Raw genomic sequence first — 26,311 nt, forward strand, 5'->3', positions numbered from 1 at the left:
CGAAAAGTCAAAAACTCTCAAAGGAATTAGAATTAAAATTATTAACTTAACGGTATACCATTTCAGACATATTATCAATTAATTAAAATTTAAATATCAATAATGCAAATTGTAAAGCTGACAATAATGAGCATATGCTTATTAAAGAAAATTATCCTTAATAAGACTCATTATAAATTAATCAGATGATGACATAAATCAACTATACATCCATATATCTATATATATTTGCATTGATACTTATATATACTTTAATAACCATGCTAAGAGTTACTACATTTATTGTTCTTGCAACTGTGTTGATACTTTTATTGGTGAACTTACTCCACAAAGATGATCCAATAAATAAATCACAGTACGAATTAAGGCAGAAATATATTTTCAAACCCTCTGCCAAGGTTGATCACAGTAAGTTTACTGCGCTACAACGAGATTTTGAAACCCCTCAGGAGGTAACAGAAACTTGCATAAGCTGCCACAATGAACGCCACATTGAAGTGATGCATTCTAATCACTGGAACTGGGATCGTGTTGAGTATGTAGAAGGAAAAGGAATTGCTAAACTTGGGAAGAAAAATGTACTTAACAACTTCTGTATAGGTGCCAGTGGTAATGAACAGGCTTGTGCTAAATGCCATATTGGTTTTGGTATGGATGGCAATACATTTGATTTCACCAATGCTCGCAATGTCGATTGTATGGTATGTCACGATCAAAGTGAGGCTTATTTTAAAGGTGCAGCACTTGCCGGATACCCCGACAGAAATGTAAACTTAACTGAAGTAGCTCAGCATGTTGGTCGCCCTAACAAAATAAATTGCGGAGCCTGCCATTTTTATAGCGGCGGTGGAAACAATGTTAAGCATGGTGATTTGGAAGAATCTTTACTATCGTGCTCAAGAACAACCGATGTTCATATGGCGAGTAATGGTATTAACATGGATTGTGTTGACTGTCATACGGCAGAAAAACACCAGATTAAAGGGCGCCTGTATTCAGTTTCATCAACCAACACCAATCGTTTGGAATGTACTGAATGCCACACAACCAAGCCACACCTGAACGATTTATTAAATCGTCATTATTCAAAAGTATCATGTCAAACCTGTCATATACCAACGTATGCTAAAGAAAATGCAACCAAAATGAACTGGTTGTGGTCTGAGGCAGGTAAACTGGATGAAAATGGTCAACCATACCATGAGGAAGACACCATGGGTAACCATTCATACTTATCTATCAAAGGTAGTTTTAAATGGGAAAAGAATGTTCAGCCAGAATACTACTGGTTTAACGGAAAAGCTAAACACTATGCACTGGGCGACACTGTTTCCACTTTCCCAATACAGGTTAATGCTTTATTAGGTGATGCCGATGATCCACATGCTAAAATATACCCGGTTAAGGTACACCGAGGAAATCAAATATATGACCCTAATACTAAAATGCTAATTCAGCCTCGCTTGTATGCCGAGAGCAAAGGTGATAGTGCATTTTGGGAAGATTTCGATTGGGCACTTGCAGCAGAGGCAGGCATGAAAGATGTTGGACTTCCATATAGTGGAGAATACAAATTTGTTGATACCGAAATGTATTGGCCGGTAAATCATATGGTAGCTCCTAAAAACGAAGCCTTGTCATGTAACGAATGTCATGTTAGTCAAAACGGAAGATTAGCCAGCTTAGAAGGATTATATTTACCGGGTAGAGACCGAAATTACTGGATTGACCTATTTGGACACTTGCTTCTGATCGGCTCATTTGCAGGCGTGGGTATACATACATTTGCCCGTATCGTTGCATCAAAATCAAAAAACAACTAAACACCTAATAAAATGCGTAAAGTTTATATATATAAAAAGTTTGAAAGATTCTGGCACTGGACACAAGCTGCATTAATCTTCTTTCTTGCCGTAACCGGTTTTGAAGTGCATGATTCCTTCAGCCTATTTGGATTTGAAAATGCGGTTATGTATCACAGGATAGCTTCCTATCTTCTTTTAGGATTGATTGCCTTTTCAATATTCTGGCATTTTACAACCGGAGAATGGAAACAATATGTTCCTACCATATCAAAACTTAAGGCTCAGGTGCATTATTATACAGTTGGTATGTTCAAAGGCGAACATCATCCAACTATTAAATCGCCACGTAAAAAATTAAATCCATTGCAGGCGATGGTCTATCTGGGTTTTAAATTAGTAATGGCACCCATTGTAATCCTTTCAGGTTTATTATACATGTATTACAAAACATTTGATGCCAATGACACCATTATAATTAGTGATATTCCACTTGATATTATTGCATGGGCACATACCCTGGGTGCATTTTTACTTTTGTCATTTATTATTGTTCATGTATATATGACAACCACAGGTCACACTCCTACTTCTAACATCAAAGGCATGTTAACTGGTTGGGAAATGCTGGAAGATGAAGATGAGCAGAATAAAGAAGAAATATCTGTTGAAAAAGACGAAAAAAAGCGAATAAAATGAGAGAAGAACCTAAAAAATATATGAATCCATACCTTGCAGGATTTATTCTCGGATTCGTATTACTAGCTACCATTTACATCACCGGTCGTGGACTGGGAGCCAGTGGTGCTTTAAAAAGTGTGGTGATGCAAACGGTCAATGATGTTGCCCCTTCCCATGCAGAAAACACAGCTTACTATAAAGATTACAATGCCAGTCACCCGGACGGCCCTTTAAAAAGCTGGTTATTCTTCGAAGTGATTGGAGTTATTATTGGAGCTTTTGTTTCAGGGTTGATATCCAACAGAGTTGCATTTAAACTTGAACGTGGACCTAAAGTGCAAAAATCAACCCGTATCGCAGCAGCCATATTAGGCGGTGCCCTCTTTGGTTTTGGAAGTCAGTTGGCAAGAGGTTGTACGAGTGGAGCAGCATTAAGCGGGATGGCAGTTATGTCTTTTGGAGGAATACTTACCATGATGTCAATATTTGGAATGGCATACGGAGTAGCGTTCTTCTTCAGAAAATTATGGATTAATAAATAAGATAACAATGGGACCATTAGTACCAAATATTATAAGTAGCGATTTTAGCTTAATCATTGCTATCATACTAGGTTTTGGATTTGGCTTTGCTTTAGAGCAAGCTGGATTTGGATCAACTCGTAAATTAGTGGGATTGTTTTATGGTTACGACTTTACTGTATTAAAAGTATTTTTTACAGCCGGAGTTACAGCTATGATAGGCGTTGTTCTATTAAATCACCTGGGATTATTAAATGTTGATATAATATATATCAACCCAACCTTTTTATATGCAGCCTTAGTTGGAGGAGGCATAATGGGAGTTGGTTTTATTTTGGGGGGATTCTGTCCGGGAACAAGTGTATGTGCGGCAGCCACAGGCAAAATAGATGGCATGACATTTATTTTTGGAGCCTTGTTAGGCATCTTTGCTTTTACCGAATTCTTTCCATTAATAAGCACTTTATACACCGCTGAAAGCATGGGTAATGTATTAATGTTTGAAATGTTCGGACTATCAAGAGAAGTATTTGCTCTTGTAATGATCTTTATAGCAGTGGGAGCGTTCTACTTTGTTCAAAAAATTGAGGATAAAGTAAATGGGGTAACTCCATCAAGTTCTAAAAAAACAATTCTTAATTATTCTATTGTAATTGGAGTAGCTATAATTCTTGTTTTAATTACAATTATTACCCCTACCCGATCAGAATTAATGCATCAGCGTATAGAACATATGCTTTCTGATGAATCTATTAACATACATCAGATGGATGGTGATGAAGTGGCCCATGAGTTAATGAATCAATATTATAAATACAATGTCATTGATGTAAGGTCAAAAGAAGAATTTGACAAATTTCATATCCCTACAGCCATTAACATACCGTTAGCTGAACTATCAAATCTTGAGAATAGATCTGTTTTTAGTCAAAGAGAAAAGATTAATATATTTTATGCCGGAGAAAGTGTAGACGCACAAAGAGCGTACCTAACTGCCGAATACTTTGGTAAAGCTGAGAATATTGCCATGACAACAACAGCAGATCAGTTTAAGAAGAATTACTATGAACTGAACACTGTTTCTGAAAATAGTTCTAAAAAAGAAAAAGACATCTATCTCTTCAGAAGTAATGCTGCCACTAAGCTAAATGAAATACAGGAAGCTTTATTAAAAATGGATCAACCAGTTGAGAAAAAAGTGGCACGAGTACAAGGCGGATGTAGTTAATAATATCAAAATCTAAAGCAATAAAACTTTTATTGTTTGTAAACCCCATTGCTATAAAACTTTGGGGTTTTTTAATACATATTCATATAATTTATCAATCTCTTCTTCTCCATTTGTGCAATTATAAACTGTAGCACCGTACATCACAAATACTATCATTACACCTTCATTTTTCCTTCTATAGTGAAGTTTTTTTTGCAATAAATGCTTTCAATTTTGACCACATAAGTATCTATACTCATAATCAAAAATAATGTAAAAAGTACTTTTGTAATGTAATTATTGTAGTAATTACCGAAAATGCAAGTTAAACCGGATGTCAAACGTGGCTGGTAGGTTTAAATTAATAAATAGGACAAGCTCTCTTACTAAACTTGGTAAGAGAGCTTTATTTAACCTTAGCACTCTTATAGATCTTTTGCAATATATTCTTTTTGTAAATGAAAACCAATAAATTAATCTTTTAATTACTAATTCTTAAGACTAAATCACTACTATTATATAGTAAAAAACACAAATGACATTTGAGAATTTTATACATTGATACTAAAGCTGCCTTTCGAGGTAGCTTTTTTGCTCTTCAACGCTTGGCATTAAATTTGATAATAATCAATTTCTTCCTTTTCTAAGGATTTGTACCTACCTGTATTTATTTATGATAACATAACTTTAGCCCACTAACCAGCTCAATCTTTGTATTTAATTATTAAGCACTAATACATGTTAATAGCATTAGTAAGCTCTATATTCGTTCAATTAATTGCAGCTTTGATTGCCATTAGAATTGCTATAACAACTGATAAAAATTACAGTTGGTACTTAATTTCTTTTGCCTTTATATTAATGGTTTTAGGACGTATTGTAGCTGTATTCGCTACTACATTCGATGATTATTTCAGGCTGGATACCTTTAATGCTTTTCTAACCTTATTGACCTCAATTACTTTTTTATTTTCATTAAAAGGAATAAGAGACCTTCTTAATGCCCAAAGAAAGTTAGAGACCACTAAAAAGGTCTTTAATCACAAAATGCTTAAAGCAATGATTAACACCGAAGAGCAAACAAAAAATAAGTTTGCTATGGAGCTTCACGATGGCTTGGGTCCATTGCTTTCTATTGCACAAATGACCCTTTCCACAATAAAAAGTCCAAGACCGGAAAACAACGATAAACTGAATCACTCAAAAAAACTGATTGAGGAATCAATACAAACCCTTAAAGAAGTATCAAACGGATTGAGTCCACGCGTATTAATCGACTTTGGCATTGAAAAAGCACTTAAAACCTTCTGTTATAAACTGCCAACAGAAGAAACACCACACATTCAAATTCACTACGGACTAAAGCAACGAAGGTATTCATTTGAACTGGAGATAACCATGTATCGCATTATATGCGAAGTTATTAATAATGCATGCAAGCACGCAAAAGCAAATCAAGTCATAATTAACCTGGTACAGAAAGATGACACAGTTACCATTCGTTGTCTCGACAATGGAATAGGTGTTGATAACGATGCAATGACAAAAATTAATGGCAATGGTTTTATTAACCTTCAATCACGTATGGAATTTTTGAATGGTAAAGGCAGTATTAAAACATTAGAAGGCAGAGGAACATATGTAGCTGTATCATTCAATACTTTAAATAACGAATCACAAAATTAAACCATTTTCCAGATGAAGAGTTTATCAATAATAGTAGTTGACGATCATAAATTGTTTCGCGAAGGATTTTGCAAATTGCTTAGCGGTTTACCCTATATTAGTGAAGTACATCAGGCAGAAAACGGATTAGCTTTTATTCGTATGCTTAACTCGCAACGTTTTGATATTGTTTTTATGGATATTGCAATGCCACACATTGACGGACTAAAAGCAACATCGGAAGCGGTTAACCGATTTGGACAATTGAATATTATTGCATTAACCATGCACGGCAGCGAAGAAACATTTAAAAGTATGATTGAAGCCGGCTGTAAAGGATATATGCTTAAAAGCTCAAGTTTTGAAGAAATTACCAATGCCATTCAAACAGTTTATGAAGGGGAATTATATGTTTGCTCTGAATTGCAAGAAATCATTACAAATACAGTAAACTCAGAAAGAGAAACCAATAATTTCACCAACCGAGAAATGGAAATTATACACCTGATTGCAAAGGGACAAACAAGTCAATCCATTGCAGATAGTTTGGGCATCAGAAAGAAAACTGTGGATAAACACCGCGAAAATATTTTTATAAAAACCAATGTAAACAACTCTATTGAACTGGTTATGTATGCCATAAAAAATAAAATTATTGATGTGTATGAAATGATGGAATAGCGACTATTTAATATGCAAACCTATGCCTCCTTCTACCTATTTAGTCATAAAAGAATCCAGTCACATCCATTAATTTTTTAAGTTCTACTGTACAAAAGCATAAATGCGTTGTTGTAATAATAGCATCATTTATTCTTTTTTTACAACTTGTAACATTGCCACCTGCATAAAATATCTACTTTTGCACGATATTTTTTACACAGCGTGGGGACTTTACTTAACATCTTATCTTGTTTCTTACTATTTGCCTGTTCAAATAGTAATGAAATTCGTCTGAATAACCAGATAGAAGATGAGCATGTTCTATCCCATCAAATTGTCAATTACAATATTGATTCGCCTGATTATAATGGTGAATTAGACGATAATGATGCTGGTTCACAATATTGCAAATGTTCTTCAGGAATTCAGCTTTACTATTTCACACAAGAAAATTACTTCTATTTTTCTCAATTTATTGGTTGCTTTATAAACTTCGAAACCGATAAATCACCCCCTTTTCTTGCTTAGAAATAAGATTCAATCAACAAAATTATTCAGACAATTTAACTGAGCAAAAAGCTCATATCCATTTATTTATTCAAAACTTTACCGAAGATGTTTTTATTAATGCTAATCATCTTTGTGCTGGGCTATGGTTTTATCGTTTTCGAGCACATCAATCACATTAACAAAGCTGGAATAGCCCTTTTAATGGGCTCGCTAATTTGGGCAATTTATGCCATAGGTGGCGAGAGTATTTTAGGCATGGGATATAGTTCCGCCTGGGAATCGTTCAAAGCCTTAGGAAATGGCACTGAAGAGTTGCATCATTTTATTACCGAGCACGAACTTTACCACCACCTATCCGAAATTTCCTCAATTCTATTCTTCTTAGTGGGTGCCATGACCATTGTTGAATTAGTTGACAAATACCAGGGATTCAGAATTATAACCAACAAAATCAACAGTACTAACATTGTTAAGCTATTATGGATATTAAGTATTCTTACCTTCTTTATGTCGGCTGTACTTGATAACCTTACAACAACTATAGTTATTATAACCGTTCTACGTAAACTACTTACTGATCAAAAGAATAGATGGATATTTGCCAGTATGGTTGTGATATCAGCAAATGCTGGTGGAGCCTGGTCACCTATTGGTGATGTAACTACCATTATGCTTTGGATTGGTAATCAAATTACCGCAGCAAGTATTATAGCATCTGTTTTACTACCCTCTCTGGTTAATATGATTGTTTCAACGTTGCTTTTCTCATTAATGTTAAAAGGACAGGCAGTAAGACCTGTATTGCATGACGACGAAACAAGAGAATTCACCACCTATAAAGAAAGGGTATTCATGCTCGTTGTAGGTATATTAGCACTCATATCCGTACCTGTATTTAAAACCATCACTCACCTCCCTCCTTTTATGGGAATGCTGCTAGGTTTGGCTATTTTATGGATAATGACAGACAGATATCTAAAAAACAGATCGGGTGAAGATAAACGTAAACTTACTGTTACAGCTGTTTTAAAAGTAATTGATATGCCTACTGTATTATTTTTCTTAGGTATATTAAGTGCTGTTGCAGCTTTGCAATCAGCAGGTCACTTGGATATTATGGCGCAATACCTGGACAAGCATGTGAAAAATATTTACATCATCAATATACTTATCGGGGCCATATCATCTATAGTAGATAACGTTCCTTTGGTAGCAGCCTCAATGGGAATGTACAATATTGCTGGAGCAAGTGCTTCGGGCTACATGGCCAACTTTGTTCAGGATGGTAACTTTTGGTCGTTTCTGGCCTATTGTGCCGGAACAGGAGGTAGTATTTTAATTATAGGATCTGCTGCCGGAGTTGCTGCCATGGGATTGGAGAAGATTGATTTTATGTGGTATCTAAAAAAAATTAGCCTGATTGGAATAGCAGGCTATCTAGCAGGAGCATTGGCTTTTTATTTACAAACCATGCTCTTTTAATTTAGTGATTTAAGTTATGTTTGAAAGCCGACTTTTAACGAAAAGCCGGCTTTTCTATTTTTTCATGCTTTATTCGAAACTAGGATCTTTGGTGCATAATGTTTTTGTCCTATATTTCTTGCTGTATTCAGACCAAAACCTAGACCTATCCACCATATACGTTTTAATAGCAACTCATAAACCAATAAACTCCCAGCAAAGCTAAATAGATTAACACCTGCAAATGTTATAAAAGCAGGCATTTGAAATGGTATTAACAGTGAAGCTCCCCAATAAAGGAATATCATATGTAATATATAAACCGGATAAGCAGCTTTGCTTAAATAAGCTAATGCTTTATTTGAATGATTTAAATATCTATATCCAAATGAAAAAATGGTATATATCCATAAAATTGATTCAATAGCTGTGAAAATATGTGAAGCAATCAATTCATATTTAATTACACGTACCAAATAAAATGTAATTGCAAGAGTCAGATATATCCATCGCATCGAAAGGACTCTTTGCCAAAATGCTTTTCCACTGTATACCATTAAAAATCCAATTAAAAAGGCAATAAAGCCCAATACATAACCATGCAAAGTCATCGCATACAATTCAAAACTATCAGGTTTAACCACCACAACTTCAATCACAAATAGTGATATTGCTATTAAAATTGAAAGAGGATGACTAAACACCTTTGACACATAACCCTGAACAACATCAGCTTTGTGTTTTAAGAGGTAAAAAACAGGCAATAATATAATAACATAGCTAAATATATTACCCAAGAACCAAAGATGTCCTCTGCCCCAATCATAGCTTAAAGGTTGACTATAATAACGCTGCCAAATAAAAACATGTATTGGAACAATCACAAACATTCCCACTATAAAAGGCAATAAAATACGCTTACTCCTCTCCCACACTAATTGCTTCCAGTTTCTTTTTCTCATCGCAAAGCAAACACCCATACCCGACACAAAAAACAATAGAGGAATTCGCCACACATTTAACATCGACATAGCTACCCAAAGCCAACTTAATCCTTTATTACTCTGTATAAATCCGATTAACACACCCCAGGGTTGAAAAACTATTGCCGAGTGGTATATTAAAAGTAAAGCAATAGCAATTACCCTTAACCAATCAATATCATATCGTCTTTCTGTAGTTTTCATGGCTTCTGATTGATAAATAAATTACACTTTTATTTTTGCAGCAATACTACCATCTTTGGTCTGGTCGCTTCTAAATAGTTTAAATCCAATCGTAAACCTAATGGCCCCAAATCACGGTTAAGCTGCTCATAAATTGCTTTGACATCTTCGAATGAACCTGAAACACTTTCTACTGGAGTTGATCCAAAACTATTCTTCAACGTTTTATCAGCCCCTTTTTGAAGTAAATATTGAGCAATTTCAACCCTACAGAAAAATGCTGCAGTATGTAAAGCTGTTGAGCCATCTGCACTTTTCAAATTTAAATCTGCCCCTCCATCAATTAAGGCTTGGGCGGCCTCAATTTTATTAAAGGTTGTAGCAATAATTAAAGGAGTAGAACCATACTGATCTTTTTGATTCAAGTCGGTACCTATTGCAATGTGGGCCTTAATGGCATTAACATCTCCCATAAACGCAGCTGCTGGCAAATCCATCGATGGTTTAGCCGTTTGGTGTGTTTCTTTACCTTCTTTTTGACTTACACTATTACACGCCTGCATACCAATCATACTTAATGAAAGTAACATTAGTACTAAAATTCGATTAACATTCATCTTTGTTTTCATAGCTTTCAATTTTATCCTGTTGACAGGTTAATTAGTAATTAATTTTGATAGTGTAAAGTTGCGTTATAAGGTGACGCACTATTAATCAACCATGCAGCCAATAGCATAAAGTTTGAACAGCTCATAAAACATATGAAGCAAGCATATAAAATATGACGCAAACGAGGTAAAATCCCAAACTTATTAGTTCATTTCTTTTTGTTGATTTAATGATCCAACACTTTCTAATCGAGTCGTATTTTTTATTCACAAATCAGTTAATCCCTTTATTTAGTATCTTGCAAAAAGTATTTATTCGAAAGCATCCTCCATCAATGGTAAAAAATTTTATAAACAGACTTAAACAGGAAGTTCTGAATAATATCGAAAATGAAAACTTTGGTGTTTCAGAACTGGCAGAAAAAGTTGGTATGAGTCGCTCTAATCTTTTACGACGAATACAAAAGGAAAAAGGTTGTTCTGCCAGTCAGTTTATAAGAAAAATTCGTCTTGAAGAAGCAATGTCCTTATTAGAGGCAAATGAGAAAACAGTATCGGAAGTTTCCTACATGGTAGGATTTAACAGCACCTCTTATTTCATTAAATGCTTTAGAGAACAATATGGTTACCCTCCGGGAGAAGTGAACCAACAGAGTAAAAAGATTGAAGTAAAAACAAATCAAACAAATAGCATTAATTCATTTTTTAAGTATTGGCCATACTTTACAGCTGCAGCATTACTTATCATTGCAATTTTCATTTACCTAAGCCAAAACTATTCTTCAAATAAAACTGAGGATAAATCCATAGCCGTTTTGCCTTTTAAAAACGACAGTAATGATTCAACCAATCTTTATTTTATTAATGGTTTAATGGAGTCTGTTTTAAACAATTTGCAATCTATTGGTGAATTGAGAGTTGTCAGCCGAACCTCTGTAGAAAAATATCGTAATTCAAAGCTTTCGGCACCTGAAATAGCTGAAGGGCTTGGTGTAAGTTACATTGTTGAAGGAAGTGGTCAAAAAATTGGAAATCAAATATTATTGAGCATCCAACTTATTGAGGCTAATAAAGACAACCATCTATGGTCGAAACAATACAACAGACAAACCGCTGATATTTTTTCTATACAGATGGAGGTAGCTAAAAAAATTGCTAACTCTATTGAAATCATCTTAAAACCAGAAGAGAAGGAACAAATTGAGCAAATTCCAACACAAAACATAGTAGCCTACGACTATTATTTGAAAGGATTAGATCATTTACATAAAGAATCATTACCCGGATTAAGGGAAGGAATTGAATTGATAAAGCTTGCTATTAATGAAGATCCGGAATTTGCTCATGCACACGCTGTTTTGGCGTTCTCATATTATTACTTAGATCTATTCTCACCCAATAAAACATACACCGATTCTCTTATTCATTATGCTGACAAAGCCCTTCTTTTTAATCCTAAACTGGCTGTTGCTTTAAATGCAAAAGCACTGTATTACATTAAAAATGCAGATTATAATCAAGCGGTTGAATATCTTGAAAAAGCGCTAGAGTACAACCCAAACTCAGCAACAGTTATTAATACCTTATCTGATGTTTATACCAATCATTTGCCTGACACCAAAAAATATCTCGAATATGCATTAAAAGGTATCCGGTTAGATATTGCCTCCTACGATTCTTCCACAACCAGTTATATATATCTTCATTTAAGTAATGCACTTATACAAACTGGCTTTGTTGATGAAGCATTGACTTCCATTGATCAATCACTACAATACAATCCCGATAACTTATTTTCGGAATATGTAAAAGCTTATATTTTATATGCTAAGAACCAAGATCTGAATCAAACTAAAAACTTACTAAAACAAGCATTGGCAAAAGACACCAATCGTTTTGACATTATTCTGGAAATAGGAAATGTTTGTTATTATCAGCAAGAATGGAATGAAGCAGCAAAATATTTCGATAAATTTTTAGCTATTAGAGAATACATGCAGTTACAATCCTATATCCATAAAAATGTTGAAATGGCATATGTTTATCGTAAAGTTGGCAAGTATGTTGAAGCAGAGAAATTAATTACTGATTATAAAACATTTATAGAACAAGATCAATCAGTATATCGCAACTTATTTTGGTCAGCATATTACGCTTATATGAATGATGATCAGAATACAATACGATACTTAAAGAAATTCTCAGAAGAAGAAAGTATTCAAATATGGGTACCCCTTTTCACCCCTAATGATCCACTTTTTCAAACTATTAAAAACACTTCAGAGTTTATTGGTATAATGGATACCATTAAACAACAATTTTGGCAAAACCACAAAAAGATAAAAAGTAAACTTGAAAACGAAGGACTTATTTCCACTCTCAAATAGAGATAATTAAGTGAGTTGCTTGAATAACAATGTATTGTTTTTTAGTATGAATCAGTACTGTCCGATTAATTAAAAGAATTCAAGAAATAAGCCTCCTCAGTACAACTCCAGCAGAGTTGCATGTAAACAAAAGCATAACATTATGAATGAAGATATTTAACGGACACCATTAATTAAGAATACATAATCAAATATCAATACAAAACACTTTCAACTAATATGTTTTGCGACATCACAGGTTACTCAAAAGTAACTTGTATTTTTATTCATAAAGCATCTTGATTCTGTAATATTAATCGACTTTTTATATAAAATTAAAATCAAAGGATTGAAACATTTCAGTCATATATACCTAATCAATGATCACATTTACCCCACTTATCACATCCATACACCTCATTATGTGTATCTTAATAAAATAAGCTTCACATTTGAGTAAATAAAATAGTAATGACCAATTCTTATTTCGGTAAACTATTTATGTATTCATAATCCAATTTAATGTAACAAAAATACACTTTCATCATAATGAAACAATCGTGAACATAAGTATGAATTCTTTTTATTTATCTTAGCAATATCTTTCCAGACAGGTTGTTTTCCCCTTGCCCCGTTCGTTTTCTTTCCTTAAGAGCGGGGCTTTTTTTATTTCCAAAAAGCATCTTTTCCCGGGTAATGATATTTGAGCACAGCAATTTTCAATGGAAACAGGTAATATGCAACATCAGCACTGCTGCAGACAATACCCTTTTGATTTATTATTTCGGTTTTTATAACAGCTTGCTCTGACGTCTTATTTTTTACGGTTGCCTTTATTTTAATGTATTCAACATTTGCAAATAATGGTCGATGATAATTTACCTCCATCTTTTGAGTTACACCAGCGGTTCCTACTATCGAATAAATTGTCCAACTGGCAATCTCATCCATTAATGTAGCCTGTATACCACCATGAATAACATTTTTGTATCCTTCAAAGTGTTTTCTGGGTTTCCAATCTGCATATACACACTCTCCGTCAGAGTAAAACTCCATCAACAAGCCCTCAGAATTATGAGGTGAACAGCCAAAACACTGATAATCTCTACCTTTATTTTCTAAAAAAGGATTAAATATTTTTTTTAATTCCGACATACAATTTGATTTAAAGCAAAAAAATTAAACTGATATGAATATTATACAAATAACATTTTATAATTGATATTTAGATCATTATACACTCTGTACAATCTTCAAAGTACTCTTTTTATAAAACATGAAAAATATACTATCTAATAAAATTAGATAAGAAATATAAAACATGAAATTTACCTTACAAACAAATAACTATTTTTGTATATTGCTTACTGAGATTGAAAAACCACAAGAGTATACTTAGTAAACTAACTTAACCGAAAACATATTCTATCCAAAACCTATATTCAAATGAAAAAAATTTTCCATCTATTTTTTATTGCATTGGTTTTTGTGCAATGTACATCACATGGTGTTAAAGTGCAGGAAGAAACAATTCCTGTTTACATCACTCAACCTGAAGAAATAACTGTTTACTTCGATTTTGTTGGTCAAACTTATGGCTTGTTTGATATTGCTATCAGAGCCAGGGTAGACGGCTATCTTGAAGGAATCCATTTTCAGGAGGGAGGACATGTAAAGAAAGGTCAGTTGTTATACAGCATTGACCCAGCACCATTCGATGCCAAGGTAGCCCAGGCATTGGGTAAAGTTGCTGAAGCAAAAACACGCTTAATACAAGCTCAAAGTGATTACGAAAGGTATAAACCACTATCTGAAACCAATGCTGTAAGTAAAAGTGATTATGATGCTGCTGTTGCTAACCTAGGTGCAGCCAAAGCCGGATTAGAAGCGGCAAACGCCAGCCTTGATTATGCAAAGATACAACAAAGCTATACCAAAATTTATTCTCCTTTGTCGGGTATTATTGGCAGATCAGAAGCAAAAGTATCTGATTACGTGGGGCGTGAGCCTAATCCGGTTGTTTTAAATACAGTCTCTAGATTAGACACTATTCTGGTTCGATTTCACTTAACAGAATTGCAATATCTAAATATTAGCAAAAACAGAGAATCTATAGAAGAAATGCAAAAGGAAAGGAAAAATAGAGAACCAAGAATGACGTTGATTTTTGCTGATGGTTCGGTTCATAAATACAAAGGTAATGCTGATTTTGTAGGACGAAATATAGACCCAACTACAGGTACATTATTGGTACAGGCATCCTTTCCTAATCCTGATGAATTAATCAGGCCCGGGCAATACGCCAAAATCAGAACTGAGCTAGCAAACTTAAAAGAGGCAATACTTATACCGCAGAAGTGTTTACTTGAAACTCAGGGCAAATACAGTGTTTACGTTGTTAATGGTAACAATGAAGTTGAGCACCGATCCATTGAGATTGAAACTTTTGAAGCTGACATGGCCGTCATTAAGTCGGGAATTGAAGCTAATGAAAAAGTGGTACTGGAAGGTTTAAACAGGATAAAGTCAGGTATGATTGTTAATCCTGTTGATACAAAGTTTAATTCAGTACGAAACACGAATCAATAAGCTATGGGAAGTTTTTTTGTAAGGCGACCAATAGTTGCCATGGTAATTGCAATAGTTACCCTCATTGTTGGCGGTTTATCCATCACAAACCTACCGATGGAACAGTATCCGGATATTACTCCACCTATGGTACAGGTTAGAGCTAATTATACAGGAGCCAACTCTCTTAATGTTGAACAATCGGTAGCCACACCTTTAGAACAACAAATAAATGGTGTTGAAAACATGCTTTACATGAAGTCAACTAATGCTGGAGACGGAAGTATGGCAATCGATATCTCATTTGAAGTAGGAACGGATCCTGATATGAACACTGTATTTGTTCAAAACAGAGTTTCGGCTGCTACTGCAAAATTACCCGAAGAAGTAAAGCGATTAGGTGTTACCACTCAAAAAAGTATGAGTAGTATTGTTTTAGCACTGAGTGTTTTTTCCGATGGAAGGTATGATCAGGAATTTTTAGGAAATTATTCCATCATTAATATTCAGGACGTTCTGGCTCGTATTAAAGGTGTGGGACGTGTTCAGGTATTGGGTGCCAGTGATTATTCGATGAGAATATGGATTAAACCCGATCGTTTATCACAATTAAATATGACGGTACCTGAAATTATGGCTGCCATTCGCGAACAGAACATTATTGTCCCGGGAGGTAAGTTCGGTGCTGAACCTGCTCCTGATGGAACAGAGTTCACTTATACAGTTACAATGCCTGATAGATTGGTATCGGAAGAAGAATTTGGAAAAATAGCCATCAGAACCAATAAAGACGGAAGTCAGGTTCTTTTAAAGGATATTGCTGAGATAAAATTAGGGGTTGAAAATTACAGTACAAATGCCCAATATCAGGGTAAACCAACTGCCATATTATCCATTTATCAGTCACCGGGAACCAATGCGGTTGAATTAGGTAAAACCGTGATTGAAACCATGGATGAGCTTTCACTAGGTTTTCCTGAAGGAGTTGAATATGATATTGCACTGGATGCTACTGCTCCAATTACAGCTGGTCTTAAAGAGGTTGCAATAACATTAGTAATTGCCCTATTGTTGGTTATTCTGGTTGTATTTATATTTATTCAGGATTGGAGGGCAACCCTGATACCAACCATTGCCATACCAGTTTCATTAATTGGAGCTTTTATGTTATTTCCCCTTCTTGGGTTTACTATTAATACACTTTCGTTACTAGGACTGGTATTGGCCATAGGTATTGTGGTTGATGATGCCATTGTAGTAGTGGAAGCTGTTCAGGTAAACATCGAAAGCGGACTTAATCCCAAAGATGCTACCATCAAGGCGATGAAAGAAGTAACAGCCCCGGTTATTGCAACCACATTAGTATTGGTAGCTGTTTTTATTCCGGTTGCATCAATGGGAGGCATTACCGGTCGATTATACCAGCAATTTGCCATTACCGTAGCTGTTTCCGTATGTTTTTCATCAGTAAACGCTTTAACATTGTCTCCTGCCCTTGCCAGTTTATTATTGCGCAAAACAGATTTACCCAATAATATCTTAGGAAAATTCTTTAAAGGATTTAACAAGGTATTTGATCGATCGGCAGTAAGCTATATGAAAATAACCAATATTGTTACCCGTAAGATTACGCGAAGCGTTATTTTTATTGGTATTTGTACAGTAGCTATTGTGATAGTCGGTCGTTTTGTACCAGGTGGCTTTATACCGGAAGAAGACCAAGGCTATCTATTTGTAAATATACAGCTACCCGATGCTGCATCCATTCAAAGAACCAATGAAGTTGCATCTGAAGCAGAGCAGATAATCAGAAGTCTTGAGGAAGTAAAAAGTGTAGCTACAGCAACTGGTTTTAATCTTCTTTCGGGAAGTATGGCAACCAATGCCGGAGTTATGTTTTTAACATTGAGCGATTGGGGCGAACGCGATAAAACAGCCAATGAAATATCACGTATTTTAAACGGTTTATTATATACAAAATTAAAAGAGGGACAAGTTTTCACCTTTGGACCACCAGCAATTCCCGGCTTAGGTAACGGATCAGGCTTTACTATGATACTTCAGGATAAATCAGGCCAAACGCCACAATATCTGGCAGAACAATCAAGCCAATTTATTGCCAAGGCAATGCAACGTCCTGAAATTGGTAATATTTACACCACATTTAGAGCTGATGTTCCACAGCGAAGATTAAATATTAATCGGGATAAGGCTCTTAAAGCCGGGGTTCCTTTAAGTGATTTATACACTACTATCAGCTCATTCTTGGGAGGTGCTTATGTAAACGACTTTAACCGATTTGGCCGTTTATACAAAGCCTATTTACAAGCCGAACCTGAATATCGTCAGAATGAAAATCAGCTGAATAGCTTCTTTGTTAAAAATAAAGATGGTATAAGCTTACCCCTTTCATCTCTGGTAACAGTTGAAAAAACTACTGGTGCTGATTTTACCAATCGTTTTAACCTGTATCGCTCTGTAGAATTAACCGGTTCACCTGCCGAAGGATTTACTTCGGCTCAGGCATTAGATGCTCTGGAAGAAGTGGCTAACGAATCACTTCCTGCAGAAATGAGTTATGAATGGTCAAACATGTCATATCAGGAGAAAGTCGCCGGTGGATCCGGATCAACCGTTTTTATATTTGCTATCATCTTTGTGTTTCTAATTTTGGCAGCACAATACGAAAGCTGGACATTACCATTTAGTATTTTAATGGGAACTCCCTTTGCTGTTTTGGGTGCCATGACATTCATTATGATCTCACGCTGGTTTAGCCCAAGTTTTGAAAATAATGTATTCATGCAAATATCATTAGTAATGCTGATTGCCATGGCTGCGAAAAATGCCATATTAATTGTGGAGTTTGCCAAACTAAAATTCGATGAAGGAATGAGCCTTTTCGATGCAGCAATTGAATCAGCTAAATTACGTTTCCGTCCAATTCTGATGACAGCCTTCTCGTTTATTTTAGGTGTTTTTCCTTTAGTGATGGCGTCGGGTGCAGGAGCTGAAGCTCGCAAGGTAATGGGAATGGCATTATTAGGTGGTATGACACTCGCTACTGTATTGGGGGTTGTAATGTATCCTATGCTCTTTGTTTTTATAGGAAAAATAGCCGGTTACGAGAAAAAAAGAGAATTAGCAAAGCCAAAAGAATAAACTATGAAGAATACTATATATTTATTCATCACTATAATATTTCTGGGAATAGTAAGCAGTTGCAGAATGGGCAAGAATTATTCTCAACCTGAAATGGATATTCCCCAAACCTTCATTAATAGTGATGATACTACCTTTAACGCAAGTATTAAATGGTGGGATGTCTTTGACGATCCAACACTCGATACACTCATTGCAACAGCTTTAAAAAACAATTACGACATATTGGCTACAGCACAACGTGTAGAAGCAGCCATGCATGCCTTGAACATTCAAAAAGCTGAAATGTTGCCAAAATTTGGATATCAGGGACAGGCACAACGAGGAAATTTCGCCCTGATTCAAACAGAAGATGTAATGAATAATTTCAGCGTTTTCGGGCAAGCAAGCTGGGAATTGGACTTCTGGGGGAAATATCGTCGTTTGAATGAGAATGCCAAAGCTCAATACCTGGCTTCTGAATATGGTTTAGCATCGTTAAAACTATCTTTAATTTCAACTGTAGCATCTACCTACTTTACCCTTTTGGAGTATCGTGAAAAAACTGAAATTGCGATTCAGACATACGCTACAAGGGATAGCTCTTTAAATATTATTCAACAACGATTTGAAGCCGGAATTATTCCAGAGATAGATGTTAATCAGGCTCAAATCCAAAAGGCAATTGCTGCTAAGGCTATCCCTCTTAATCGGCGATTAGCAAAAAAAGCAGAAAATGCGCTAAAGGTTTTATTAGGTGAAAACCCTGGAGGAATAGTTTCAGATGTTTCTTTGCAAAGTATTGAAGGAATTCCGGACATTCCACCCGGAGTGCCTGCAGATATTTTATTGCGTAGACCTGACATATTGCAAGCAGAACAAGAACTAGTAGCCCAAAATGCTCTAGTTGGAGTAGCTCTGGCTAATCGACTACCATCAATTAGTTTAACCGGAATGCTTGGCCTTGCCAGTAATGATCTAAGCCAATTAACATCTGGAGATCCTGCCTGGAATATCAATGGTAGTTTATTAGGTCCTATATTTAGTTGGAATCAGAATATTAACCGAGTAAGAGCTGAGAAAAACAATAAGGAAGCAGCCATTTATAACTACAAAAACGTGGCATTAAATGCCTTTAGAGAAGTAGAAGATGCATTAATTACCATTGAAACTCTAAAAGAAGAAAACGCTGCAGTTAAAGAACATGTAAGAGCTGCTCAAAATGCTCTATTACTGTCTGCAGACAGATATGATAAAGGAGTTGCCAGTTACATCGAATTCCTGGAAAATCAACGACAGGCGTTTGATGCACAAATATCGCTGGTTGGAAATGAAAAATTATTACTTGAAGCCTATATTAAATTATACCAGGCCTTAGGAGGAGGATGGGAATAATATTGATATAAAAATGCTAAAAAAAAGGATGGTGAAAACCATCCTTTTTTTTTTATTGTACTATTTTAATATTCACCTAACTTCTTCAGAAATCCTCTTACTGCTTCAACAGATTCGAGCTTGTAATTTGCTGCTGTTCGTTTTAGTCCCACCTTAATACTAATTGTTTCATTAGGTAGTTCACGAAACATAAATTCATCAGTCCAGTCATCACCTATGGCAGTAATAAAATCGAATTTCTTATTTTTTATAAACTGCAAGGCTGCAATACCTTTATTTATACCACCGCTTTTAACCTCTATAACCTTGCTTCCTTCCATTATTTCCAGATTCAGGTTACCAATCAATCCTAACAACTCATCTTTAAGCTCATTAGCTCTTATTTCACTTTGCTCCGGTTCTGCCTTTCGATAATGCCAAACCAAAGAATAGTTCTTTTCTTCAATAAACGAACCAGGTGTACGATCAACAAAACGCTCCAGAATAGGACGAATCATTGGCATCCAGTCGTTATTTACTTTGGTAAGTGTTTCCCACTCCTCACCTAATTTTCGAAGCCAAACACCGTGCTCACAAATAAGGTTAATAGGCACATCGGCAAACCATTTTTCTAAGGTATACCTATCTCGTCCACTAATAATAGTAACGGTATTTCTTTTATCTTCGATTAACCGATTTAGTATATCAAATAACTCCTGATTTGGCTTTGCCTCCAGAGGATTTTTATGAAAACCGGTAAGTGTACCATCATAATCAAGGAAAATAGCTCTTTTTTGAGCACTTGCATATTTCTCGTCAATCTCTTTATAAACTGTTTTGGAGATTTTCTTTGCCAAAAACTCTTGTTGCAATTCTTTAACCTTATTCAAATCATTTACAAACTCACTTGCCCACTTAAATATAGAGTATCTCTGAATACGGTGTTGTAATAGCTGCATTCTCTCTTTTTGCTCATCCACAGGCATGGTAAGAGCCTTATATAGAGCATCTGCAATTTCATCCTCATTAATAGGGTTAATGGTGATGGCCTCTCCCATCTCTTTACTCACTCCTGCCATTTCGCTAAGAACAATAGCTCCTGTACCGGTGATACGTGAAGCTACATACTCTTTTGCAACCAGGTTCATACCGTCGCGCAACGGAGTAATCAATGCTACATCACAAGAGGCGTATAACTCTATTAAGTTTTCGAATGGTAAAGAACGATAGAAATACCAGACCGGCACCCAGTTTACCTTACCAAATTCACCGTTGATATTGCCTACCAACTCATCTACCTCTTTCTTTAATTTCTGATATTCTTCTACATGTCCCCTACTAGGAACAGCCAGCATTATCATGGTTACTTTACCTCTGAATTCAGGATATTTTCTTAAAAAGTTACCAAATGCTTTCAGTCGTTGTGGAATACCTTTCGAATAATCTAAACGATCGATTGATAGGACCAATCTTCGTTGAGGAGCCATTAAAAAATATTTCTCCAGCTCTTTATGAAGATCTGATCGTTCATGAATACTTTTATGCATGATGTCAGTAGATGCGTTCACAAACTTATCGTAGTCTATACCCATCGGATAGGCATCCACTTTAATGACACGATCTTCGAGGTTTATTTGATTAAAATTGATTTCATACCCATACAACCTTCTAACCGAACTGATAAAATGTCGTTCGTAGTCATAAATATGAAAACCTAATAAATCGGCCCCTAGCATACCTTTTAACAACTCCATTCTCCAGGGTAATATTCTAAAAACCTCGTAGGAAGGAAATGGGATGTGTAAAAAGAAACCTACCGTAACTCCAGGTTTTTTCGACTTGATCATTTCCGGCACCAGTAACAACTGATAATCGTGTACCCATACCGTATCTCCCTCTTCACAAACCTCCAACACTTTATCAGCAAAACGCTGATTAACTTTTTTATAAGTTTCCCAATTTGCAGGTGTATAATCTACATATTGAGTAAAATAATGAAACAAGGGCCAAATGGTTTTATTACTAAAGCCCTCATAATATTCTAATATTTCATTTTCGCTTAAAGGTACGGTAACACAATTTTTTTCACCTAACAGAGAATCTATCTTTTGTGATTCTTTCTCTTCAAGATCATCCGAATTCAGGCCAGACCAACCAATCCATTTCCCTCCATAGTCTTCATAAACAGATTTCATCCCCGTTGCGAGGCCTCCAACACTAGCAATCAGCTCTATTTCATCATCTTCTTTCTTAATACTATAAGGTAATCGATTAGCTACAATGTGTAATTTCGACATAAATTCAAGTTATATTTTAGGATTTAAAAATATTAATTCGTCAACAAATGCTACGAAAAGTAGCAAAATACATAAAAATAAGCTTTTTTCGCATTATTGAAGCAAATAAGCTTACCGTTTTAACAATTAAAATCGATAATAGTTATTAGCCTATGAAAAATCTCAATTATGGAATAATTGGTAATTGTAGAAGTGCAGCATTGGTCTCGGATAAAGGCTCGATAGAATGGCTATGTTTACCTCATTTTGCATCCCCGTCAACCTTTGCAAAATTGTTGGACGAAAAAAAAGGAGGATCATTTGGTATCAGGCCCGTTGAAGAGCATAGAACAGAACAATTTTACCTATGGCGTACCAACATATTAGTAACTCGTTTTATATGTGCCACCGGAGAGTTTGAGTTGCATGATTTTATGCCACGCTATAGAAATGAAAACGGCAAGTATTATACTCCACCTGATATTGTTAGATACGTTAAGCATATTTCGGGTAAAGTTGATGTGGTGGTAGATTTCAACCCACGTTTAGAGTATGCTGAATATCCTACTGAAATTGAGATTCAGGATGATTATATTAAGGCTCATACGACAGAAGGAGAATACGATTCAATTTATTTATATTCTTCGCTGGATAAACAAAATATTATTGATTCTAGTACAATAACGATTGAAAAAAGTGAGTTTTTTCTTTTAAGTTATAACCAGAAACTATTAAAACAAACCACTAACCGTTCGTATGTAAAACATCAGCGAACAAAAATATATTGGTTAAACTGGACTGAGCGTACCACAACATTTCAGGAGTATGAAGATGCTATATTAAGAAGTGCTTTAGTTCTAAAACTACTGAATTATCAAAAATCGGGCGCTATTCTGGCGGCACTTACCACTTCATTACCTGAAACCATTGGAGAGGTTCGAAATTGGGATTATCGCTTCTGTTGGATTCGTGATGCCTCTATGGTGGTAAAAATCATGACTCGATTAGGCCATACGCGTATTGTTGAAAGATATCTTGACTTTATCGTTAACCTGATGCCGGACAAAGGTGAAAAGATGCAAATCATGTATGGAATTCATGGAGAGAAATTCCTGCATGAATTAGAGTTAACCCACCTTGAAGGGTATGAAGGCAGCAAGCCTGTTAGAGTTGGTAATGCAGCATACGTTCAGAAGCAAAATGATATCTATGGTATTTTGATGGATGTAATTTTACAATACTTTAAATTGTATTCCATCACACTGGAACGAAGCGAGGATTTATGGACCATTGTTAGAAATATTGTAACCATTGTTGAAGACAACTGGTGTGAACCAGATAAAGGTATTTGGGAAATTAGAAGTGAAGGAAAACATTTCACCTTTAGTAAAGTGCTTTGTTGGGTTGCTATTGACAGGGCGGAAAAAATTGCTCGACTGTTGAAATGCGATCAATATGCAAATGAATGGAAGATACTGAAAGAAGAAATTCAAATTGATATTCACAAAAATGCATGGTCTGAGAAAAAGCAAGCATTTACTCAAGCGTATGGTAGCGATGATTTAGATGCTTCTGTACTATTGATGGAAAGCTATGATTTTATTCATGCAAGCAGTGATCAATACCAAAAAACCGTATTGGCTATTCAAAAAGACCTTGAATACAAAGGTTTGATGTTTAGGTATAAGAATGAGGATGACTTTGGTGAACCACAATCCGCTTTTACCATCTGTTCATTTTGGCTAATAAAGAGTTTGTATAAAATCGGTTTAAAAGAAGAGGCTAAACAAAAATTTGACGACCTTTTAAAGTCAGCCAACCACTTAGGTTTGTTTAGTGAAGATCTGGACTTTAAAACCAGAAGATTATTAGGGAACTTTCCGCAGGCTTATTCGCACTTGGCTATTATTGAAACAGCTATTACTCTATCTGGTGCGCAGATAACCGAAGAAGAACAAATCTTATATACTATACAACACTAAAAAAGCCCCGAAAGGGGCTTTTTTTATGCTTTTATAGGTTTCAATTATTCTGCACTTGCAGGAACACTTCCTCTCATTCCCATTATATCCTGGTCGAACATATACAAACTATGATCGCCTAAAATTCTCAACTTATCGTTAATACTAGCAACCGAAGCTTCTTCTTCTATTTGCTCATTAACGAACCATTGCATCCAGGTTTGTGTAGTAAAGTCTTTTTCTTCCACACAAACACCAATAATATCATTAATAAGTGATGATATATACTGTTCATGTTCCAGAGTCATTGCAAAGACTTCTTTCATACTACTAAATTCCGAAGGTGGTTGTTCTATTGATGGAATCACAGATTTTCCTCCACGTTCGTTTACGTACTTAATAAACTTAAGCATGTGCAAACGCTCTTCATCAGCCTGAGCATAAAACCACTTAGATGTACCTTCAAACCCATTCGTTTCAGCCCAAACAGCCATTGAAAGATATAAATTTGAAGAGTAAGCTTCCTTCTCAATTTGACTTACTAAAGCTTCTTCAACTTTCTTGTTCAACATATCAGATAAATTTTTTGTCATATTAATAATCCAAAGATATTAAAATAATAACCAGTGAATTTGCAAGAGGTTGAGCTCATTTGCTATTTATAATCATTCCACACAACAGACATTTTTATTTGTAAATTGGAATTTATTAATCATTTTTGCATTCGGAATTTTAGATCCTTTATTATTATATAGAACAAAAAATGTATTTAATTTTTTATATATCTGAGCAATTAAGCTTGAAAAAGAAACCCTTATTTCAATTATGATTAGAAAAGTATTAGTGGCTAACCGTGGAGAAATAGCGGTTAGAGTGATGAGATCTTGTCGCGAGATGGGAATCTTATCAGTGGCTGTATTCTCAGAGGCTGATCGTAAATCAATGCACGTTAGATATGCAGATGAAGCCTACTGTGTTGGACCGGCCAGTTCGGCAGAAAGCTATCTTAATATTGATAAAATCATTGAAGTAGCAAAAATAGCAAAAGCTGACGCTATTCATCCCGGATACGGTTTTTTATCTGAGAATGCCAACTTTGCCGATAAAGTAAAAAAAGCTGGCATTATATTTATTGGCCCTTCTATTCATGCTATCAATACAATGGGCGACAAATTAACTGCACGCGAATTAATGATTAAATCAGGTGTTCCAGTCGTTCCGGGTACTGAGGAAAATATTACAGACAATAACCGCTTAAAGGAAATAGCAAACCAAATCGGATATCCTGTAATGATTAAAGCCAGTGCAGGTGGCGGTGGTAAAGGTATGCGACTAGTAAGAGACGAAAAAGATGTAGTTTCGGCATATGAAATGGCAAAATCCGAGGCTAGTTCTGCATTTGGCAACGATGCTGTTTACATCGAAAAATATATTGAAGGACCCCATCATATCGAATTTCAGATAATGGCCGATCAACATGGCAATTACGTTCACCTTTTTGAACGCGAATGTTCGGTTCAAAGACGTCATCAAAAAGTTGTAGAAGAGACTCCTTCGCCTTTGATGACTCCTGAGTTACGAGCAGAAATGGGTAAAAGAGCCATTGATGCAGCCAAATCAGTCGATTATATTGGTGCCGGAACGGTTGAATTTTTGGTTGATAATGATCTTAACTTCTATTTTCTTGAAATGAACACACGCCTGCAGGTAGAACATCCTATAACAGAACGTGTGACGGGAATTGATTTGGTTAAAGCACAAATTAATGTAGCCAATGGGCTTCCGCTACCATTTAAACAAGAAGATTTAAGGCAAAATGGTCATGCAATTGAATGCCGGATCTATGCCGAGGACCACAAAAACAACTTTATGCCTAGTCCGGGTGTGGTTAAAAGTATTTCAGAACCTTTAGGTTTAGGGGTTAGAACCGATGGTTACGTGTACGAAGGTTATGAAATACCATTTCATTACGACCCCATGATTTCGAAACTAATATCGTGGGCCCCAACACGAAGTGAAGCCATTGAAAGAATGAAAAGAGCCCTTTATGAGTATAAGATTATTGGTGTAAAAACATCTATTCCATTCGTGTCAAAAATAATGGAAGCAGAAGACTTTGTAGAAGGGAAATACGACACTCATTTTATAGAGAAGAATATGGACTTTCTAATGACGGATGATGATTGTTCAGACTATTGTGAAGACATTGCTTTATTGGTTGCTTACCTTGATTATACTGAAAAGATGAAATTGGATGGTGAGCATACTCTGGATACCAAAAAACAAAATTCGGAGTGGAAAGAATTCGCAAGAAGACGCAATGTAATACGACTTTAAA

Annotated in this window: 18 protein-coding genes; 13 read left to right on the plus strand and 5 right to left on the minus strand. The window is 35.4% G+C overall.

Going from position 1 to position 26,311, the window contains the following annotated elements:
• Window positions 1-260: 260 nt before the first annotated feature.
• From KEM10_RS04945 to nhaD, 7 genes are all read left to right on the plus strand, one after another.
• On the plus strand, window positions 261-1,823 hold the full coding sequence (locus KEM10_RS04945) for a tetrathionate reductase family octaheme c-type cytochrome (protein ID WP_212214245.1): 1,563 nt from the start codon (window positions 261-263) through the stop codon (window positions 1,821-1,823).
• A gap of 12 nt (window positions 1,824-1,835) precedes the next feature.
• The gene (locus KEM10_RS04950; protein ID WP_212214246.1) at window positions 1,836-2,501 is read left to right on the plus strand and encodes a cytochrome b/b6 domain-containing protein; all 666 of its coding nucleotides are present in this window, start codon (window positions 1,836-1,838) and stop codon (window positions 2,499-2,501) included.
• Entirely contained in the window at window positions 2,498-3,025 is a 528-nt protein-coding gene (locus KEM10_RS04955; RefSeq protein ID WP_212214247.1) for a YeeE/YedE thiosulfate transporter family protein, read from the plus strand. Before KEM10_RS04950 ends, KEM10_RS04955 begins: the two co-directional genes overlap by 4 nt.
• Before the next feature lie 7 nt (window positions 3,026-3,032).
• Window positions 3,033-4,232 (plus strand): YeeE/YedE thiosulfate transporter family protein, encoded by a 1,200-nt coding sequence (locus tag KEM10_RS04960; RefSeq protein ID WP_212214249.1) that lies wholly within the window; start codon window positions 3,033-3,035, stop codon window positions 4,230-4,232.
• A gap of 720 nt (window positions 4,233-4,952) precedes the next feature.
• Window positions 4,953-5,900 carry a sensor histidine kinase gene (locus KEM10_RS04965; RefSeq protein WP_212214252.1) on the plus strand — a complete coding sequence of 316 codons (948 nt, stop codon included), beginning with the start codon at window positions 4,953-4,955 and terminating at the stop codon, window positions 5,898-5,900.
• A gap of 12 nt (window positions 5,901-5,912) precedes the next feature.
• On the plus strand, window positions 5,913-6,560 hold the full coding sequence (locus KEM10_RS04970) for a response regulator (protein ID WP_212214255.1): 648 nt from the start codon (window positions 5,913-5,915) through the stop codon (window positions 6,558-6,560).
• 597 nt (window positions 6,561-7,157) lie between these two features.
• On the plus strand, window positions 7,158-8,534 hold the full coding sequence (gene nhaD / locus KEM10_RS04975; RefSeq protein WP_212214259.1) for a sodium:proton antiporter NhaD: 1,377 nt from the start codon (window positions 7,158-7,160) through the stop codon (window positions 8,532-8,534).
• A 62-nt stretch (window positions 8,535-8,596) separates the two neighbouring features.
• Here nhaD and KEM10_RS04980 read toward each other — a convergent pair whose 3' ends face one another.
• Both KEM10_RS04980 and KEM10_RS04985 read right to left on the minus strand, forming a co-directional pair.
• Window positions 8,597-9,700, minus strand: a complete 1,104-nt coding sequence (locus KEM10_RS04980) for an acyltransferase family protein (RefSeq protein WP_212214261.1) — start codon at window positions 9,698-9,700, stop codon at window positions 8,597-8,599.
• A 29-nt stretch (window positions 9,701-9,729) separates the two neighbouring features.
• On the minus strand, window positions 9,730-10,308 hold the full coding sequence (locus KEM10_RS04985; protein WP_212214263.1) for an ankyrin repeat domain-containing protein: 579 nt from the start codon (window positions 10,306-10,308) through the stop codon (window positions 9,730-9,732).
• Window positions 10,309-10,622: 314 nt separating this feature from the next.
• Here KEM10_RS04985 and KEM10_RS04990 point away from each other — a divergent pair, with 314 nt between their 5' ends.
• Window positions 10,623-12,674, plus strand: a complete 2,052-nt coding sequence (locus KEM10_RS04990) for a helix-turn-helix domain-containing protein (RefSeq protein ID WP_212214265.1) — start codon at window positions 10,623-10,625, stop codon at window positions 12,672-12,674.
• Window positions 12,675-13,319: 645 nt separating this feature from the next.
• On the opposite strand, the gene KEM10_RS04995 is transcribed toward KEM10_RS04990, so the two are convergent.
• Window positions 13,320-13,808 (minus strand): PaaI family thioesterase, encoded by a 489-nt coding sequence (locus tag KEM10_RS04995; protein ID WP_212214267.1) that lies wholly within the window; start codon window positions 13,806-13,808, stop codon window positions 13,320-13,322.
• A 291-nt stretch (window positions 13,809-14,099) separates the two neighbouring features.
• On the opposite strand from KEM10_RS04995, the gene KEM10_RS05000 reads away from it, so the two are divergent.
• Genes KEM10_RS05000 through KEM10_RS05010 form a run of 3 tightly spaced genes read left to right on the plus strand, consistent with a single transcriptional unit; the run spans window position 14,100 to window position 19,757 of the window.
• A complete protein-coding gene (locus KEM10_RS05000) occupies window positions 14,100-15,242 on the plus strand; it encodes an efflux RND transporter periplasmic adaptor subunit (RefSeq protein WP_212214269.1) in 1,143 nt (380 codons plus the stop codon).
• A 3-nt stretch (window positions 15,243-15,245) separates the two neighbouring features.
• Window positions 15,246-18,383, plus strand: a complete 3,138-nt coding sequence (locus tag KEM10_RS05005; protein ID WP_212214271.1) for an efflux RND transporter permease subunit — start codon at window positions 15,246-15,248, stop codon at window positions 18,381-18,383.
• Window positions 18,384-18,386: 3 nt separating this feature from the next.
• Window positions 18,387-19,757, plus strand: coding sequence for an efflux transporter outer membrane subunit (locus tag KEM10_RS05010; protein WP_212214273.1), 1,371 nt, complete (start codon window positions 18,387-18,389; stop codon window positions 19,755-19,757).
• Window positions 19,758-19,822: 65 nt separating this feature from the next.
• Here the strand turns inward: KEM10_RS05010 and KEM10_RS05015 are convergent, their stop codons facing one another.
• Entirely contained in the window at window positions 19,823-22,033 is a 2,211-nt protein-coding gene (locus KEM10_RS05015; protein ID WP_212214275.1) for a bifunctional alpha,alpha-trehalose-phosphate synthase (UDP-forming)/trehalose-phosphatase, read from the minus strand.
• A gap of 152 nt (window positions 22,034-22,185) precedes the next feature.
• On the opposite strand from KEM10_RS05015, the gene KEM10_RS05020 reads away from it, so the two are divergent.
• Window positions 22,186-23,994, plus strand: coding sequence for a glycoside hydrolase family 15 protein (locus tag KEM10_RS05020; protein ID WP_212214278.1), 1,809 nt, complete (start codon window positions 22,186-22,188; stop codon window positions 23,992-23,994).
• Between the two features lie 44 nt (window positions 23,995-24,038).
• Here KEM10_RS05020 and KEM10_RS05025 read toward each other — a convergent pair whose 3' ends face one another.
• Window positions 24,039-24,545 carry a ferritin gene (locus KEM10_RS05025; RefSeq protein WP_212214281.1) on the minus strand — a complete coding sequence of 169 codons (507 nt, stop codon included), beginning with the start codon at window positions 24,543-24,545 and terminating at the stop codon, window positions 24,039-24,041.
• A gap of 253 nt (window positions 24,546-24,798) precedes the next feature.
• On the opposite strand from KEM10_RS05025, the gene accC reads away from it, so the two are divergent.
• A complete protein-coding gene (gene accC / locus KEM10_RS05030) occupies window positions 24,799-26,310 on the plus strand; it encodes an acetyl-CoA carboxylase biotin carboxylase subunit (protein ID WP_212214285.1) in 1,512 nt (503 codons plus the stop codon).
• Window position 26,311: the final 1 nt, after the last annotated feature.

This window comes from Carboxylicivirga linearis (assembly GCF_018271995.1).
Taxonomy (GTDB): Bacteria; Bacteroidota; Bacteroidia; order Bacteroidales; family Marinilabiliaceae; genus Carboxylicivirga; species Carboxylicivirga linearis.